Annotated in this window: 16 protein-coding genes, 2 tRNA genes and 1 other RNA gene; 12 read left to right on the forward strand and 7 right to left on the reverse strand. The window is 41.7% G+C overall.

Translation table 11 applies throughout. The features are described 5' to 3' along the window. Positions 1 to 52: 52 nt before the first annotated feature. On the reverse strand, positions 53 to 2,023 hold the full coding sequence (locus tag FTT74_RS03015; RefSeq protein WP_096901021.1) for a DNA primase: 1,971 nt from the start codon (positions 2,021 to 2,023) through the stop codon (positions 53 to 55). A 198-nt stretch (positions 2,024 to 2,221) separates the two neighbouring features. Continuing rightward, positions 2,222 to 3,202, reverse strand: coding sequence for an outer membrane protein assembly factor BamD (locus FTT74_RS03020; protein ID WP_154320974.1), 981 nt, complete (start codon positions 3,200 to 3,202; stop codon positions 2,222 to 2,224). A 71-nt stretch (positions 3,203 to 3,273) separates the two neighbouring features. On the opposite strand from FTT74_RS03020, the gene rluD reads away from it, so the two are divergent. The 3 genes from rluD to FTT74_RS03035 all read left to right on the forward strand — a co-directional run bounded on the left by rluD (position 3,274) and on the right by FTT74_RS03035 (position 5,750). Then, a complete protein-coding gene (gene rluD, locus FTT74_RS03025; protein ID WP_004972212.1) occupies positions 3,274 to 4,326 on the forward strand; it encodes a 23S rRNA pseudouridine(1911/1915/1917) synthase RluD in 1,053 nt (350 codons plus the stop codon). A 71-nt stretch (positions 4,327 to 4,397) separates the two neighbouring features. After that, complete coding sequence (pgeF, locus tag FTT74_RS03030; protein WP_179988547.1) at positions 4,398 to 5,141, forward strand: peptidoglycan editing factor PgeF; 744 nt, start codon at positions 4,398 to 4,400, stop codon at positions 5,139 to 5,141. Positions 5,142 to 5,180: 39 nt separating this feature from the next. Then, positions 5,181 to 5,750: a flavodoxin family protein gene (locus FTT74_RS03035; RefSeq protein WP_179988548.1), complete on the forward strand. Its 570-nt coding sequence runs from the start codon at positions 5,181 to 5,183 to the stop codon at positions 5,748 to 5,750. Positions 5,751 to 5,828: 78 nt separating this feature from the next. On the opposite strand, the gene smpB is transcribed toward FTT74_RS03035, so the two are convergent. Further along, positions 5,829 to 6,305 (reverse strand): SsrA-binding protein SmpB, encoded by a 477-nt coding sequence (smpB, locus tag FTT74_RS03040; protein WP_004972209.1) that lies wholly within the window; start codon positions 6,303 to 6,305, stop codon positions 5,829 to 5,831. Between the two features lie 179 nt (positions 6,306 to 6,484). Here smpB and coaD point away from each other — a divergent pair, with 179 nt between their 5' ends. The 4 genes from coaD (at position 6,485) to FTT74_RS03060 (ending at position 7,796) form a co-directional block, all read left to right on the forward strand. Then, positions 6,485 to 6,976 carry a pantetheine-phosphate adenylyltransferase gene (gene coaD, locus FTT74_RS03045; protein ID WP_004972207.1) on the forward strand — a complete coding sequence of 164 codons (492 nt, stop codon included), beginning with the start codon at positions 6,485 to 6,487 and terminating at the stop codon, positions 6,974 to 6,976. 1 nt (position 6,977) lies between these two features. Further along, positions 6,978 to 7,241: a YfhL family 4Fe-4S dicluster ferredoxin gene (locus FTT74_RS03050; protein ID WP_004972206.1), complete on the forward strand. Its 264-nt coding sequence runs from the start codon at positions 6,978 to 6,980 to the stop codon at positions 7,239 to 7,241. A 27-nt stretch (positions 7,242 to 7,268) separates the two neighbouring features. Next, positions 7,269 to 7,646: RNase P RNA component class A (gene rnpB, locus FTT74_RS03055), an RNA gene on the forward strand. 73 nt (positions 7,647 to 7,719) lie between these two features. Beyond that, positions 7,720 to 7,796 (forward strand) — tRNA-Met (locus FTT74_RS03060). 39 nt (positions 7,797 to 7,835) lie between these two features. Here the strand turns inward: FTT74_RS03060 and FTT74_RS03065 are convergent. Further along, positions 7,836 to 8,249 (reverse strand): hypothetical protein, encoded by a 414-nt coding sequence (locus tag FTT74_RS03065; protein ID WP_096901016.1) that lies wholly within the window; start codon positions 8,247 to 8,249, stop codon positions 7,836 to 7,838. Between the two features lie 193 nt (positions 8,250 to 8,442). On the opposite strand from FTT74_RS03065, the gene FTT74_RS03070 reads away from it, so the two are divergent. Then, a tRNA-Met gene (locus FTT74_RS03070) sits at positions 8,443 to 8,519 on the forward strand. A gap of 143 nt (positions 8,520 to 8,662) precedes the next feature. Here the strand turns inward: FTT74_RS03070 and FTT74_RS03075 are convergent. The 3 genes from FTT74_RS03075 to gltA all read right to left on the reverse strand — a co-directional run bounded on the left by FTT74_RS03075 (position 8,663) and on the right by gltA (position 12,630). Continuing rightward, positions 8,663 to 10,288 carry an NAD+ synthase gene (locus tag FTT74_RS03075; RefSeq protein ID WP_004972204.1) on the reverse strand — a complete coding sequence of 542 codons (1,626 nt, stop codon included), beginning with the start codon at positions 10,286 to 10,288 and terminating at the stop codon, positions 8,663 to 8,665. Between the two features lie 355 nt (positions 10,289 to 10,643). Beyond that, the gene (locus tag FTT74_RS03080) at positions 10,644 to 11,159 is read right to left on the reverse strand and encodes a hypothetical protein (RefSeq protein WP_004972203.1); all 516 of its coding nucleotides are present in this window, start codon (positions 11,157 to 11,159) and stop codon (positions 10,644 to 10,646) included. A 196-nt stretch (positions 11,160 to 11,355) separates the two neighbouring features. Next, positions 11,356 to 12,630 carry a citrate synthase gene (gltA, locus tag FTT74_RS03085; protein ID WP_004972202.1) on the reverse strand — a complete coding sequence of 425 codons (1,275 nt, stop codon included), beginning with the start codon at positions 12,628 to 12,630 and terminating at the stop codon, positions 11,356 to 11,358. A gap of 1,154 nt (positions 12,631 to 13,784) precedes the next feature. Here gltA and sdhC point away from each other — a divergent pair. From sdhC to FTT74_RS03105, 4 genes are read left to right on the forward strand one after another with little or no spacing between them, the layout of a single operon-like run. After that, positions 13,785 to 14,183 (forward strand): succinate dehydrogenase, cytochrome b556 subunit, encoded by a 399-nt coding sequence (gene sdhC, locus FTT74_RS03090; protein WP_026438062.1) that lies wholly within the window; start codon positions 13,785 to 13,787, stop codon positions 14,181 to 14,183. Next, entirely contained in the window at positions 14,183 to 14,548 is a 366-nt protein-coding gene (gene sdhD, locus FTT74_RS03095; protein WP_004972200.1) for a succinate dehydrogenase, hydrophobic membrane anchor protein, read from the forward strand. Before sdhC ends, sdhD begins: the two co-directional genes overlap by 1 nt. Before the next feature lie 12 nt (positions 14,549 to 14,560). Then, positions 14,561 to 16,459 (forward strand): FAD-binding protein, encoded by a 1,899-nt coding sequence (locus tag FTT74_RS03100; RefSeq protein ID WP_179988549.1) that lies wholly within the window; start codon positions 14,561 to 14,563, stop codon positions 16,457 to 16,459. Positions 16,460 to 16,473: 14 nt separating this feature from the next. Then, positions 16,474 to 17,184, forward strand: a complete 711-nt coding sequence (locus FTT74_RS03105) for a succinate dehydrogenase iron-sulfur subunit (protein ID WP_004972196.1) — start codon at positions 16,474 to 16,476, stop codon at positions 17,182 to 17,184. Positions 17,185 to 17,274: the final 90 nt, after the last annotated feature.

Raw genomic sequence — 17,274 nt, forward strand, 5'->3', positions numbered from 1 at the left:
GTGATTCACAAAAAAGATTTTTGATGATACAAACTTAATCTAATCAGATCGCTTATTCCTCTAACAAGGTCAGCGATCTTTTTTTATCAATTTCATAAATTTGATGTTTCAATCGCTTCATTTCTTCAATACTGCTGAATTTTTTGGAGCGAATTTTTTGCTGTAAACAGTCGTATTGCAATTTGGTCGAAAAATCCTGCGCCAATTTATCGACGTGTTCAGGAGAAGTCGTGTAATCACTGACATTGGCTTGTTGTAAAATGCGCTGTAATTCATAGTGATACGCTGAGCATGCACCCAAAATATAATATTTGGCTTGTTCAGGATCATCGGGTAGATCATCAAAAATAGTATTTAAAATATTTAAGATTTGGTGTAGCAGATGATCATTTGGAATCAGCGCACGTAACGGTTCAAAGTGAATATACAAATACGGGTGATTGATTAGAATCGCAATCACATATTCTTCGGCATCGACTTTGGTGCTAAAACTCAAAGATGCATCGTTATTGGTCTGTGCCTGCCATTTACGGTTAAAGCCTAACTTTTCACGGAAAAACTGTTGCAGCAAATAGCGATAAGAACCCGTTTTGGGCAAAAGTTCGGTCAACTGCCGCAGTTCACCCATGACCTGACTTTTGCCTTCAGGGGTACTGATATTATGGTTTTGGGTGAGATGCGCAAAGACAAAATCTGATAGCAAAGGTGCTTGATCTAATAAACGTCGGAAATTTTCGATGCCTTCACGACGAATAAGTGAGTCAGGGTCGTGCTCATTGGGTAAAACAAAGAACTTCAGTTCACGTCCATCATTGAGCAAAGGCAGTGCAATTTCCAGTGTACGACGTGCGGCTTTTTGACCTGCGGCATCGCCATCAAACGCGATGGTAATGCGGTTGTTTTGGCGGAATAGAATGTTTAAATGATCGGTATTACTGGCTGTACCGAGTGTCGCTACAGCACCATGAATGCCGTATTGCTGCAAGGCAATCACATCCATATAGCCTTCGACCATTAAATAATCTTGGGCTTTTTGTTTGCGTCCTTCATATAAACCATAGAGCAATTGGTTTTTATGAAACACTTCCGAATCGGGCGAGTTGATGTATTTGGGTTTGATTTCATCATTAAGTGCGCGACCACCAAAGCCGACCACACGTCCTTTGCTGTCACGGATTGGAAAAATCACCCGATCACGTAATAAATCGAAGTCACGTCCCTTGTCACTGGTACGAATTAAGCCTAGCAGTTTTAAACCTGCAATGTCTTGCGGAAAGGCTTTTTCTAAATGCTGCCAATCTTCGGGTGCGTAACCCAAGCGCCAAAACTGCAAGGTTTGTGCGGTTAAACCACGTTTTTGAAAATACTGTTGCGCGGCAGGGCTGTGCGGCAATTGCTGCTCATAATATTGCGCTATATTTTCTAGCAAGTCGTATAAGTTGCCTTCTTGTGCAGGTGTGTCCTGCATGGTGTCCCATTGCTCAAAACCTGCAAACGGGTCGGCATTGTTTTGAAATTCCGAGTTCTGAAATTCCGAGTTTGCGTATTCAGCACTTTGAAACTCGGCAAAAGGATCAAAGTCGATGCCAGAAGCTTCAAAAGTATGTTCGCTTGATGTGGTTTGAGCTGCAGAAGTTTCATTCTGGTCTTTTGCTGTTGGTTTGGGTTGAGCTATCGGTGTTGGCTTTTTGGCTTCACGTTTATAAGAGAGTTTTTTATTGTCGTGCTGATCTTTTGGGAGTTCGATGCCTGTTTGACTGGCCAAGTCTTTCATGACATCTACAAAATTGCGGTTATCAATATCCATTAAAAAACGGATGGCGTTACCATTTGCCTGACAGCCAAAGCAATGATAATACTGCTTGTCACGGTAAACGTGAAAAGACGGGGTTTTTTCCTGATGGAACGGGCAGCAGCCCGAATAGGTACGACCAGTTTTTTTTAATTTCACGCGCTGACTAATCAGATCGACAATATCAGTGCGATCTAAAATTTGATCAATCGTGTGCTGTGGAATGGCCATACGGTTTTGTCTGTTATCTCTTGGTAGTGAAAGGTTCGCCGAACAGGTTGAATACATCAGACTGTGCTGATTGACTCAATGAGTATTCTCTTTTGTATCTTTTTCTAGGACAGGAAACAAGCCCATAAAAGAACAAAGGGCAAGTATCATAACTTGCCCTTTGCATTTTTCAAAACTGAAAAATCAGTCGGAATGGTTTTATTCAGTGCTGTCGTTTTGAGATTTTGGACGATCGAGCAAGCCAAAACTCAAACGGTTGGTGAGGCTGCGTGATGGCTCTGCTTGTGCTTTAGTATCTGACTGTTGTGTTTCAGTGCTGCTTTGCGCTTCACGTCCGAAAATACCCAAAGTTGCACGGTTAATCCAGCTTGCGTCATGACGGGCAGCACGTAAATTCACGCTACCATCTGCTTTAACCAAATTTGGATAGTTCAGTTTCAACACATCAATATATTGCTGAGCTGTGGCTTGATCGCCCAGTTTGCCATAACCATAAGCCACCGTTGCCAACGCTTCTGGAATTTGCGGAGTTTGCGGATAATGCTCAACTACCCACAATGAACGCTCTACTGCAGCCACCCATGCTTTACGTTTAATGTTATAACGTGCCGCATTCATTTCGGCTTCCGCCAGTTCCTGACCAATAAACTGCATGCGCTGTGCAGCATCTACCGCATAAGTGCTTGATGGATAGCGACGGATAAAATCGACAAAGTTTTGATAGGCCAGTTTTAAATAGCTAACATCACGGTGTGATTGCTTGAGCGAGGTATAACGCAACAAACCATCATAGTTTTGTTCCATATTCGCCACACCACGTACATAGTAGGCATAATCGGCTTTAGGATGCTGCGGGTTCATGCGGATAAAACGATCTGCAACAGCAATTGCGCCTTCATAATCTTTTTGCTGGAATTTTGCATACAACAATTCAAGCTGCGCTTGCTGCGCATAATCACCCGTTGGATAATAGGTTTCTAAAGCTTCAAGATGCTTAACGGCATCGGTGTATTGACCACGATCCAGTGCTTTTTCTGCTTTTTCAATATAAACCTGTTCGCTAGATTGCGGACCAGTATCGACCACTTCTTTTTTTGGATTGCTGCTACAGCCCACAATTGCAGACGCAACGCCGAGTGAAAGAGCAAGCATTGTTATTTTATAACGTGGTAGCGACATAAAAATTCCTCTGTTAATACGGGCAATGAGCTACAATTGCGCTATTAAACCACTTTTGTCTGAATGAGCAAATGAGTCAAGCACAATCTACCCATTCCAATTTACCTGAAACTGAGTTCAATTTACTTGAAGATGCTGAGGATGCAGATAACCATACTTCAGACTCAACTGCAACACGTTTATCGTTGCAATTTCAATTGGATGACAGCCACTTAGGACTACGCATCGACCAAGTTGCAGCCATCATTTGGAGTGAATTTTCACGTGAAAAGCTAAAACAGTGGCTCAAAGACGGTCATTTGTTGGTAAATGGTAACACGGTCAAACCTAAATATAAGTGTGAAGGTGATGAGCTTCTTACCCTAGAAGTCGAGCTTGAAGCGCAAACCCGCAGCCTGCCTGAAGATATTCCACTGGATATTATTTATGAAGATGATGACATCATGGTGATTAATAAACCTGTGGGCATGGTGGTGCATCCGGGGGCGGGAAATAGCTCTGGAACTCTGGTAAATGCCTTGCTGCATCATTATCCAAAATCGGCAGAGTTAACTCGTGCAGGTTTGGTGCATCGTATTGATAAAGATACTTCGGGTTTGCTGGTGGTTGCCAAAAATCTGGAAGCACAGTTTGCCTTGACCAAGCAACTGGCGAAAAAGTCAGTTTATCGTTTATACGACTTGGTGGTGTACGGCAACATGATTGCGGGAGGCACTGTCGATGAGCCGATTAAACGCCATCCTGTAGATCGAGTGAAAATGGCTGTTTTGCCGGGCGGCAAAGACGCCGTCACACATTACAATGTTAAAGAACGCTTTCAGCATTTCACTCGTGTTCAGGCGCGTTTGGAAACTGGACGTACTCATCAAATTCGTGTGCATCTAAGTTATATTGGTTATGGTTTGGTTGGCGATCCTGTTTATACGCCACGTGTACGTGTGCCAGCAGGCGCATCGGCATTATTAAACGATACCTTGCGTAACTTTAAACGTCAGGCCTTACATGCCGTCAAACTCGGTTTGGTGCATCCACGTACTCAAGAAGAAATGATGTTTGAAGCGCCGTGGCCTGAAGACTTTAAACAATTGGTAGACGTGTTACGCAGTGAAAATGCTGCCTATTAATTGTTGCATAGACAGCATTAACAAGATCAACTCAGATACGGCAATGCCAGAAAACGACTAAGGATAGATTTATGCAATTTGTTCAAGGATTACCTGCAGGTGTGTATGTTGGGCAAACCCGCATACAACATGTGCAAGCTTTAGCGACAGACTGTGCCGATGTATCTGGTTTTAATCTGGCGCTGCATGTGCAGGATGATGCATGGCGTGTGCAGCAGCATCGTATGAGTTTACTGGCAGAGTTTGCTGAATATGGGGTCGATAAAATGACGTGGATGACGCAAACACATAGCGTGTTGTGTCAGACCATTAATGAGCAAATCACTTGTGAAGCTTTAGAAGGCGATGGTTTGGTCACTCAGCGTAAAGCGCATGCTTTAATGATGATGACCGCAGACTGTTTACCTGTGGTTTTGGGCAATGCCGAAGGCACTGAGGTTGCGAATCTGCATGCAGGCTGGCGTGGTCTTGCCAACGGTATTATCGAAAACACCATCGTCGAAATGCAAAGTGCTCCAACATGGGCGTGGTTGGGTGCGGCTATTAGTCAGCCGTGTTTTGAAGTTGGGGCTGAGGTGAAACAGGCATTTTACGATAAATATCCTGAATTAGACACGGCTTTTATTGCAGGGCTGCAGCAAGGTAAATATCTTGCTGACTTGTATGCGATCGCGCGTTTTATTTTGCAGCAGCATGGTGTTACAACGGTTTTGGGCGGTGATCAGTGCTCGTATCAACAAGCCGATGATTACTATTCTTACCGCCGTCAAGCACGTACAGGACGTATGGCAACATTCGTGTTTATGCAGGCTTAGTGTTAAACTTGACTTAATTATTTGGTTTTAAACATTCTCATGTTAGTGACTCATTCAACATCTTCTTGCGCTGCTATTCGTGTGGCGGTGGTTTATCACAGTCCTTATGGTCATACTGCTAAGGTGGCACAGCATATTGCACAAGGTGCTGCGCAAATGGATGCTCAGGTGACTTTGATGGATGTGGCTGAAATTGAATGGGATAGCCTAGATCAAGCCGATATTATCATTATGGGCTGTCCAACTTATATGGGCAGCATTACTTCGGCTTTAAAACAGTTTATGGAGCAATCGTCTAAGCGTTGGTTGGCCAGAACTTGGCAGGGCAAACTGGCGGCAGGTTTTACCAATGGCGGTGGTTTAAGTGGCGATAAACTGGCGGTGCTGCAACAAATTAATTTATTTGCGATGCAGCATGGCATGTTGTGGTCAGGTTTACCGTTTATGCCGACAGGGCGTAGTCCACACGATATTAACCGCATGTCGAGCTTTTTGGGTTTAATGACGCAGTCTGATAATGCCAGTGTTGAAGTTACGCCACCCGAAGGTGATTTGGAAACTGCAGTCAAATTTGGTAAATATTTGGTGGAATTAAAACTTAAAGACTAAGCATTTTTAGTTTTACAACTTCCATAAAAAATGCTCGATGTTGATCTCGAGCATTTTTTATGGGCGGAATGTGCAAAATTATTTGTGCATCAAACGTGCTTTATCACGCTGCCAATCGCGGTCTTTTTCAGAAGCGCGTTTATCGTGCAATTGTTTACCTTTCACCAAAGCAATTTCAAGCTTCGCTAAAGGGCCTTTCCAATAACATGCTAAAGGTACGCAAGAATAACCTTTTTGATTGACTGCACCCATCAACTTTTCAATTTCACGTCGTGAAAGTAAGAGTTTGCGGGTACGGGTCGCTTCAGGCACTACATGCGTTGAAGCCGACAAGAGTGGTTGAATTTGTGCACCAAATAAAAAGGCTTCATTGTCACGAAACAGGATATAACTTTCGGTAATAGTCATACGTCCTGCGCGCAAAGATTTGACTTCCCAACCTTGCAAAGAAAGTCCTGCTTCAAATTTTTCTTCAATAAAATAATCGTGGCGTGCACGTTTATTCTGTGCAATTGTTCCGCCCGTATTTTTTTTAACTACAGTTAGCTTCGCCATATTCAATTACTTCCAAACTTATGACTATTGTGCCTCAAACCAAGGCTTGCTGACAAATCAAAATCATCACAACTGTTGGCTAAACTGCTTTGATATTTCATAATTTGGTAGACTTTAGTTCACTAAAATTTTTTGTATTTGTTAAACTAACTTTGACAAAACCAACTAGAGCATAATGGATGTCTAAAACTCGCGTAATTTATCCGGGCACCTTTGACCCGATTACTAATGGTCATATTGACTTGGTGACACGTGCTGCAAAAATGTTTGATGAAGTCGTGGTCGCAATTGCCATTGGACATCATAAAAATCCAATTTTTACTTTGGAAGAACGTGTGGAATTGGCACAGGCATCTTTAAAGCATTTGCCTAATGTTGAATTTGTCGGATTTGATGGTTTATTGGTTAATTTTTTCCGTGAGCAAAATGCGACTGCAGTTTTGCGTGGTTTGCGTGCTGTTTCAGATTTTGAATACGAATTTCAGTTGGCAAATATGAACCGTCAATTAGATGCGAAATATGAAGCGGTATTTCTGACTCCTTCAGAGCAATATTCATTTATTTCTTCTACATTAGTTCGTGAAATTGCACGCTTAAAAGGTGATGTGACTAAATTTGTTGCACCTGTTGTGGTCGAAGCCTTTGAGCGTAAATTACGACAAGGTTGGTAGCGTGTCTTTATATATTACCGATGAATGTATTAACTGTGATGTCTGTGAACCTGTATGCCCAAATGAGGCAATTTATATGGGTGAGCTGATTTATGAGATTAATCCAGCATTATGTACTGAATGTGTAGGACATCACGAGCAGCCGCAGTGTCAGTTATTTTGCCCAGTCGATTGTATTCCGCTCGATCCAGAGCATGTAGAAACACAGGAACAATTGCTGGAAAAATATAAAAAACTGATTGCTCAAAAAAGCGCAAGCAATTAACTTATAATTTTGCTAAGATGCGCCTTCGAAGTGAACCAGACGATCGCTGCTGTGGAGGTCTCCGTGACTGAAACAGGGGAGGAAAGTCCGGGCTTCATAGGGCAGGGTGCCAGGTAACGCCTGGGCGGCGTGAGCCGACGGAAAGTGCAGCAGAGAGTAGACCGCCTTCGTATGGTTTCTTTTTCGGAAGAAATTGAAGGTAAGGGTGAAAGGGTGCGGTAAGAGCGCACCGCATGGCTGGTAACAGTTCATGGCATGGTAAACCCCACCAGAAGCAAGACCAAATAGGAATCCTGAGGTACGGCCCGTACTGGATTCGGGTAGGTCGCTTGAGCGTATGAGTGATTGTGCGCCTAGAGGAATGATCGTTCTCGACAGAACCCGGCTTATCGGTTCACTTCACCAAATTTTAAGCAATTGATGCGTGATAAGGCTTGACGTTACCTAGATTACAGCAGATAATGCGCGCACAGTTTTTGGCTATGTAGCTCAGTTGGTTAGAGCACCGCACTCATAATGCGGGGGTCACAGGTTCAAGTCCCGTCATAGCCACCATTTTTCAGACCACGTTCACTAACGTGGTCTTTTTTTTGTTTAAAATTTGTCTGTGCAATCTATTTGAGCTGTATCCAGTTGAATCTGCATTTGTAGGTTTTGAATCTGTTGCCAATTGGCTTGTTGATCAGAGTGAGCAAAAATTTTGGCATCGACCTGATTTAATTTTTTTAGCGAAATGTGTTGTGATGCACAATAACGCCCTACAGCACGCTCATAAGCCAGTTGTTGCTGCGCTGCAGCATTCAGTTGATGCGCCGTTAAAATCTTTTGCTGTCCTTTGGCATAAGCAACCAAAACACGTCGGTCTGCGATGCTATAACTCATTTTAGAATTAATAAATTGCGCAACATCACGCCGTACACCGTTGTAATCTACAAAAATAGGTGAAACCAAAGCGCAGGAACTTAAGCCAACAACAAGGCTACTCAGTATTATAGACTTCAAGATCATGGTTGAATTTATTCTCTTTTTTCTGTGTGACTTGATATAGATTTTGCTGCAAATATTTAAGAATCTCCGTAAGAAAATAGTAATTTGATTAAAATTAAACAAATTGCACTGTTTTTGCTTAAACTGTGAGCGTTTGTAAATTAAAATACTTGACGATGCAGGGCTAAGTTTAGATAATGCGCACACAGTTTATGGCTATGTAGCTCAGTTGGTTAGAGCACCGCACTCATAATGCGGGGGTCACAGGTTCAAGTCCCGTCATAGCCACCATTTTTATAGACTAAGCTCTCAGCTTGGTCTTTTTTTATGTCAAAATTTTAGGCTACTTTTTGCAGCATTGGTTTAATGGCAGGTACAAAAAAACCAAGCCGTAGCTTGGTTTTTTATATCTTTGTTTAAGCAATGCTTTAGCGTTAAATCCCTGCTTTCCAACCATTGACGAGCGGATAGCGACGTTCACGACCAAAAGCGCGTGAACTAATACGTGGTCCTAATGCACCTTGGCGACGCTTGTACTCGTTGCGATCAACCAATTGAATGACTTTCTCGACCATCGCGCGTTCAAAGCCTTTGCTAATGATGTCTTCTTGGCTCTGATCTTCTTCAATATACGCATACAAAATCGCATCGAGCACTTCGTATGGTGGTAAAGAATCTTGGTCTTTTTGGTCAGGACGTAATTCTGCTGAAGGTGGGCGCGTGATCACACGCTCAGGAATCACAGGAGTATCGGCAATACTGTTACGGTATTTAGCCAGTTCAAACACAATGGTTTTGTACACATCTTTGAGTACCGCATAACCACCGACCATATCGCCATAAAGCGTGCAATAGCCAACTGCTAACTCAGATTTGTTACCTGTAGAAAGCACGAGGTTACCAAACTTATTCGACAGACCCATTAAGATTGTGCCGCGGGCACGGGCTTGTAGATTTTCTTCTGTGGTATCGCTAGGGCTGTTACCAAAGAAAGGATACAGCGTTTGCATAAAGCTATTTACGATCGGGTGAATTTCGGCAATACCAAAAGTCACGCCTAAAGTTTTGGCTTGCTCTGCAGCATCTTCCACACTAATTTGCGCGGTATAAGTGTACGGCATCATTACCGCTTGTACCTTATCTGCACCAATTGCATCAACCGCAATAGCAAGAGTGAGCGCTGAATCAATTCCGCCCGACAAGCCAAGAATTACACCAGGGAAGCCAGAGCGTTGCACGTAGTCACGGGTTGCGAGCACTAAACCTTGATAGATTTCTGCAAGGGTGTCTAAAGCTGGGCTAATTTCGGCAGTTTTAAAGTGCTTCTGTGCAGCGTCATATTCTGCGTAGAATAAACCTTCTTGGTAGGTTGGGGCTTGTAATGCAACATTGCCTGCTTGGTTAATCACAAAGCTCGTACCATCGAAGATTAAATCATCTTGACCGCCAACTTGGTTTACATACACCACATTGAGATGTAATTGTTTTGCCAGTTCGGTCATGGTCTGTACACGATGCTGCGGTTTACCCACTTCATAAGGCGATGCGTTCAAGACCAATGCAGTTTCTACATTCAACTGTGCCAATTGCTGCACGGTTGGCAAAGACCATAAATCTTCGCAAATCAAAACGCCAAATTTATGACCAAGGTATTCAAAAACTAAGTGTTGATGACCTTCATCAAAATAGCGTTTTTCATCAAATACAGCATAATTTGGTAAATTTTGCTTGTTGTAAATACCTAAGATGTTGCCATCTTTCATGACGGCAGCCGAGTTAAAGCGCTGACCATCTTCAGTTTCATTGACAAAGCCGAAAACTAAAACAATATCTTTAATTTCACGTAATTGTTCAAATGCTTGTTGTGTGCGTTGATTCAAGCTTGGGCGCAGTAATAAATCTTCTGCAGGGTAGCCCAAAATTGAAAGTTCAGGAAAAATAATCAAATCTGCATGTTGTTTTTTCGCTTCATTTGCTTGTTCAAGCATTTTTTGCGCGTTTGCTTCGAGATTGCCAATGTGTGGAGAGAACTGTGCAAGGGCAATTTTAAAAGATTTCATTTAAATTAAGTCCTATTCCTATAGGTGTAGAATACACGTAAGTGGCTGATGATTATTGTTATAAAAATTTCAGCGTAGTGTATTGTGGATTAAACGACTGCCGAAAGGCACAAATAAAAACCATTTATTATCTAACAGATAAAGATCTTATTTTGCAGTGCAAAAATGGAGACTTTTGCTATTTTATCTTAATTTAGAATAGATGCTAGCATCGAATACACTTTATTGTCTTGTCTGCAAGAATATCATTGAAATGTGACAGAATTTTTATGCTATTTATTTGAAAAGCATTATATTTTTAGGTTGTATGATGCATGTGTTTTTCGTGAAATAAGCATGTACCAAGATGAGTGAGCTAAGTCGAGCGGTGCGGGCTGTTTAAAATAATATTGTCTATTTTTTTAAGAAAAATATCTTTGGCAATTTCACCTTGTTGCTCAATGTTGTAAGCAAAAAAAGGTTTCGCTTCAATTAAGCGATAATGATATGGATTGTAACGCTTAAAACTCAAAAAATACGCGGTTTGCAATACCGCACCACGCAGTAAGACATTGATGTGATGTTGATGCTGTAAAATGTGCGCCATCTCATGAATAAAGATCGCTTGATAGCCACGGTGTGCTTGGCTGTAGTCGGCTAGATAATGCCGATTACGCACATGAATATAGCCACAGGGGGCCATAAAAATGTGCTGTGGCTGCCAAGGCAAATAAGGATGGTTCATGACTTTGACTTGGCTGTAGTCAATCAGATTGCCAAACACAGATTGGCACAACTGTATTTCCATTGCAGTTAGGCTTCGACATCTAAACTGATCTAGTTTGAGCAGTCGCATCAATAAGCTGAGAATGAATAAATGCAGTTGTAGCATGGAAATGAGTCGTAAGTGGCAGACATCAAAAATATAGCCTAAATCCGCAATGATCTAAATTTTATTTTACGTTTTGGTTGTGGTTTAGGACAAACCAAACAGAAATGAGTTTGGTGAGCTAAATAAAAGCAATAAAAAAACCACCCGAAGGTGGTTTTTTTGTCGTGTCGTTTTACACGCTACAACGCAGACCGAATTAACGGTTGATGTCGCGTTGAGTGTGGCCAGTGTAAAGCTGACGAGGACGACCGATTTTGTAAGGACCGCTGTGCATTTCTAACCAGTGGCTGATCCAACCAACTGTACGTGCAAGTGCGAAAATTACAGTAAACATTTCTGTTGGGATACCAATCGCTTTAAGGATGATACCTGAGTAGAAGTCTACGTTAGGGTATAAGTTACGCTTGATGAAGTATTCATCAGATAACGCAATACGCTCAAGTTCCATTGCAAGTGCAAGTTGTGGATCGTTGATACCTAAGTCGTTAAGTACTTCGTCACAAGTTTGCTTCATTACAGTCGCACGTGGGTCATGGTTTTTATAAACGCGGTGACCAAAGCCCATAAGTTTAACTTCTTTAGTCTTCACTTTTTCCATGAACTCAGCAACGTGTTCTACAGAGCCGATTTCATCAAGCATCTTAAGAACAGCTTCGTTCGCACCACCGTGAGCAGGACCCCAAAGTGCAGAAATACCTGCAGAGATACATGCGTATGGGTTAGCGCCAGTAGAACCAGCTAAACGTACAGTTGAAGTAGACGCGTTTTGTTCGTGGTCAGCGTGAAGCGTGAAAATACGATCCATTGCGCGAGCGTGAACAGGGTTTACTTTGTAATCACGGTCTGCTGGTGTAGCAAACATCATGTACAAGAAGTTTTCTGCGTAGCTTAAGTCGTTACGTGGGTAAACAAATGGTTGACCAACAGTGTACTTGTAGCTCCAAGCCGCTAAAGTAGGAATCTTCGCGATTAAACGAATCGCTGTGATTTCACGGTGGTTAACATCTTCGATGTCTAAGTTGTTGTGATAGAACGCAGATAACGCACCAACAACACCTACCATGATTGCCATAGGGTGAGCGTCACGACGGAAACCGTTATAGAAACGTTTTACTTGGTCGTGAACCATAGTGTGGTTACGAACTTTAGCGTCAAAATCAGCTTTTTGTTCTGCAGTTGGAAGCTCGCCATTTAATAATAAGTAGCAAGTTTCTAAGTAGTCAGCTTTAGTCGCTAATTGGTCAATTGGGTAACCACGGTGTAAAAGAATACCTTTGTTACCATCAATGAACGTAATTTTAGACTCGCAAGACGCTGTTGCCATAAAACCAGGATCAAAAGTAAAGTGACCTGCCGCCAACACATCCTTAACGTCAATTACATCTGGGCCTAATGTGCCGCTGTAAATTGGTAATTCAATTTCTTTTCCATCAAGCTGTAATACGGCTTTTTTGCCAGTTGCTTCAGACATTCAATAGATCTCCTGTCCTGGTGAATGTTGATCTGACTCGAAGTATCAATCTTTTAATGCGCAAGTCAGACGGATTAAAAATTAGCTCTAAGATTAGAGAGTACTGAAATTTTGTCAATTATACTTATGGATTAAGCAGACGACTGTTTATAGAAAAAGCCGAAAAAATTCCAGTAAAAAAATCAATAAAATCACAGCACAGCCGCCGTATCATAAGTCAAAATTTGTCGGATGTGCAGAAAAAAATCATCAATACGGATTAATTGTAAGCAATTTTAAATACTAGTTTTGATGTGCTATTTCTTTAGCAGGATTCAGTCCAATACTTAAATTTATCTAATTCTCATAACTTACACGTTTTTACATACACGGTAGGGTGGTCAGATTGTTTGTAATAGGCAGTAAGTCTGGTATTTAAATTCGATATTGATTGATCAAAAAATGACTGATTAAACTCCTGAAAATAGCCATGATCCATCATATTTTGAGTGGGAAATGATGAAATCTTTGTGAATAAAGCGCGGTTATTTATCCATACAGATACAAAAAATACTGGATAAGTCATTCATTCGCATGATGATTATCATTTTTAATATTTATTTAGGTGTGGTGTTTAAAGTAAATATAAGTTGTATAAATAGATTGAGGTATGTGCCGACATTAAAGTTTAATCCATGATCAGGTGTACCTTGACCAAAGCAAAGTGATGGGCTGTCTGGATCTAAGAGTCTTGTGTTGTGGTTGTAAATTGCTGCAAACAGTGGAGTACACACATATATAGTGCTGCTACTTATATATAAGTATGTGAAAACCCGAAGAACATCTGAAAAACAAAGTACAAATTTATCTTTAGTCTAAATATTCTAAAGCCACTGATTGTGTCATCAAGAGTTTTCACTTTAATAATTTATTTAAAAACATAGATTTATGTTTGATTGTGTGGTTGTGGATGGTAATTGGTTTGTCTTTATACTTGTTAATGATTCTTATTTAAGGGTTTTTTAGCCAAAAAGCCGAGTAGAGTTGTTTGTATTTTAACAGTTGACGTTTTATAATTCAGTGTCGTTTTAAGGTTAGGCATGAATTTGCCTAACAATGCCAGCTTTCCTTCGAATTTATTCCAACAAACTCCGGATGGAGTTTTTACTTACAGGATGCCCGCTGTGAAAAGCAACAGACCTGTCAATTTGTCCATGGGTCAAGTTTTAGAAGTAAACTTAAAATCGCCCGTGGCTATTGCATCAATTCTACACCGTCTTTCTGGTGTCATCGTATTTTTACTCGTACCGGTACTTTTATGGTTGTTAGACAAGTCTTTGTCTTCACCTGAAGGTTTTGCTCAAGTTCAAGAAATTTTTAACGGTTTCTTTGTGCGCTTTATCGTATGGGTATTTGTAGCCGGCTTAATCTATCACTTCATTGCTGGTGTTAAGCACTTACTTGCTGACCTTGGTTTTGCAGAAGAACTGCAAAGTGGTCGCATTGCAGCTACTATTTCATTGATCTTGTCTGCTATCGGTATCGTTGCAGCATTTGTATGGATTGTAATCTAATGAAAAGTGCTACAGGTTTAACGGGTTCAGGTTCTCGCGATTGGTTTATCCAACGTATTAGTGCTGTTGTTCTTGCTGTTTATACCGTTGTGGTATTTGGTTGGATTCTTCTTAACGGTGGATTCAACTTTGAACAGTGGTACGGCTTTATGATGACATTACCAATGAAGATTATGTCTTTATTGGCAGTCTTATCTCTTGTTGCACATGCTTGGATCGGTATGTGGCAAGTATTCACTGACTATGTGACTACTCGTCAAATGGGTCCTTCAGCTTCAGGTTTACGCCTAGTGCTGACTTCAGCAGTGATTATTGCTGTTTTTGCATACGCAATCTGGGCAATCCAGATTTTCTGGGCGAATTGATAGGAAAATATCATGGGCGCGATTAACCCTAAAGAAGATTATACAAATATTCCACACCAATTCTTTGACGCAGTCATCGTTGGTGGTGGTGGTTCAGGTATGCGTGCATCTTACCAACTTGCTCAAGCAGGTTTGAAAGTTGCGGTATTGACCAAAGTATTCCCTACACGTTCACACACTGTTGCAGCGCAGGGTGGTATTGGTGCATCTCTTGGTAACATGCAAGAAGATAACTGGCACTACCACTTTTACGACACAGTAAAAGGTTCTGACTGGTTGGGCGACCAAGACGCGATTGAATTCATGACGCGTGAAGCGCCACAAGTGGTTTATGAATTAGAACACTTGGGTATGCCATTTGACCGTAACGCAGACGGTACAATTTACCAACGTCCATTCGGTGGTCACTCTGCAAACTACGGTGAAAAAGCAGTTCCACGTGCATGTGCTGCAGCTGACCGTACAGGTCACGCACTTCTTCACACGCTTTATCAAAGCAACGTGAAAATGGGCACTCAATTCTTCGTAGAATGGATCGCTCTTGATTTGATCCGTAACGAAGCTGGCGATGTACTAGGTGTGACTGCAATTGACCAAGAAACAGGTAAAATCGCAGTATTCCAAGCGAAAGCGACATTGTTTGCTACAGGTGGTGCAGGTCGTGTGTACCGTGCATCTACAAACGCATATATCAACACTGGTGACGGTCTTGGTATGGCTGCGCGTGCAGGTATTCCATTACAAGATATGGAATTCTGGCAGTTCCACCCAACAGGTGTTGCGGGCGCGGGCGTATTGTTAACGGAAGGCTGTCGTGGTGAGGGTGGTATCCTTCGTAACGATTCAGGCGAACCGTTCATGGAGCGTTATGCACCAACTTTGAAAGACTTGGCGCCACGTGACTTCGTATCACGTTCTATGGACCAAGAAATTAAAGAAGGTCGTGGTTGTGGTCCAAACAAAGACTACATCTTGCTTGATATGACGCACTTAGGTGCAGACACAATCATGAAGCGTCTTCCATCTGTATTTGAGATTGGTAAGAAATTCGCGAACGTTGACTGTACTAAAGAGCCAATTCCTGTTGTGCCTACAATCCATTACCAAATGGGTGGTATTCCAACCAATATTCATGGTCAAGTGGTTGTTCCAGAAAGCCGTGAAACTCAAGAGTTGGTTGCGAACTACAACGCAGAAACTGATACATATACAACCAACGCGGGTGACCGTGACTTTGCTAAACCAGTAAAAGGTTTCTATGCAATTGGTGAGTGTTCATGTGTATCTGTACACGGTGCAAACCGTTTAGGTACAAACTCATTGCTTGACTTGGTTGTATTTGGTAAGGCTGCTGGTCAACACATCATTGAGTATGTGACTAAGCAACATGATGGTGAGTACGAACCACTTCCAACAACTGTACTTGAAAATACTGTGAACCGTATTCGTAAACTTGACGAATCGACTTCAGGTGAAAACGCTCAAGAAGTTGCTGATGCAATTCGTAACATCGTTCAAGACCACGCAGGTGTATTCCGTACTTCAGCATTGCTTGATGAAGGTGTGAAACAAATTCTTGCGCTTGAGCCACGTGTTCGCAACATTCATTTGAAAGACAAATCTAAAGTATTCAACACTGCACGTGTAGAAGCATTAGAAGTTGAAAACTTGTATGAAGTTGCTAAAGCGACACTAATCTCAGCTGCTGCACGTAAAGAATGTCGTGGTGCGCATACGGTTGTAGACTTTGAGTTACCACCAGATCACCCAACTTATTCTTATGGTCGTCGTGATGATGAGTGGATGAAGCATACTTTATGGTTCTCTACAGATAACCGTCTTGAGTACAAACCAGTACGTTACAAGCCGCTTACTGTATCTGCTATTCCACCTAAACCACGTACATTCTAATTGGGAGAAGTAAGATGAGTAGAGGTACTCGTACATTTAATATCTACCGCTACGATCCTGATAAGGATAAAGCACCGTACATGCAAACTTTTAAGCTTGAATTGACTGATAAGCACCGTATGTTGCTTGATGCACTTCTTGAATTGAAAGTACAAGACGAATCTTTGACATTCCGTCGTTCATGTCGTGAAGGTATTTGTGGTTCTGATGGTGTAAACATCAATGGTAAAAATGGTTTAGCGTGTCTTTGGAACCTAAACGATTTACCAGAAGTGATCACAATTCGTCCGCTTCCAGGTCTTCCTGTAATTAAAGACTTGGTTGTAGACATGAATCAGTTCTACGATCAGTATAACAAGATTCATCCGTTCTTGATCAACAACCAACCTGCGCCACCAAAAGAGCGTTTACAATCTCAAGAAGAGCGTGAGCATCTTGATGGTTTGTATGAATGTATTCTTTGTGCATGTTGTTCAACTTCATGCCCATCATTCTGGTGGAACCCAGACAAGTTCTTGGGTCCTTCAGCGTTGTTGAATGCATATCGTTTCATTATCGACTCGCGTGATACTGCAACTCAAGAGCGTTTGGCTCGTCTTGACGATCCATTCTCTTTGTTCCGTTGTAAAGGTATTATGAACTGTGTATCTGTATGTCCTAAAGGCTTGAACCCAACTAAAGCAATCGGTCACATCCGTAACATGCTTTTAGATATGGCTGGCTAATAGACTGCGTGATCAGTTGAAAAAAGCACACCTAGGTGTGCTTTTTTTTGTGCCAAAATTACGATAAAAGTCGTGTGATAAGTTGCTTGT

Source organism: Acinetobacter sp. YH01007 (assembly GCF_013420425.1).
In the GTDB taxonomy this organism is placed as follows: domain Bacteria; phylum Pseudomonadota; class Gammaproteobacteria; order Pseudomonadales; family Moraxellaceae; genus Acinetobacter; species Acinetobacter towneri.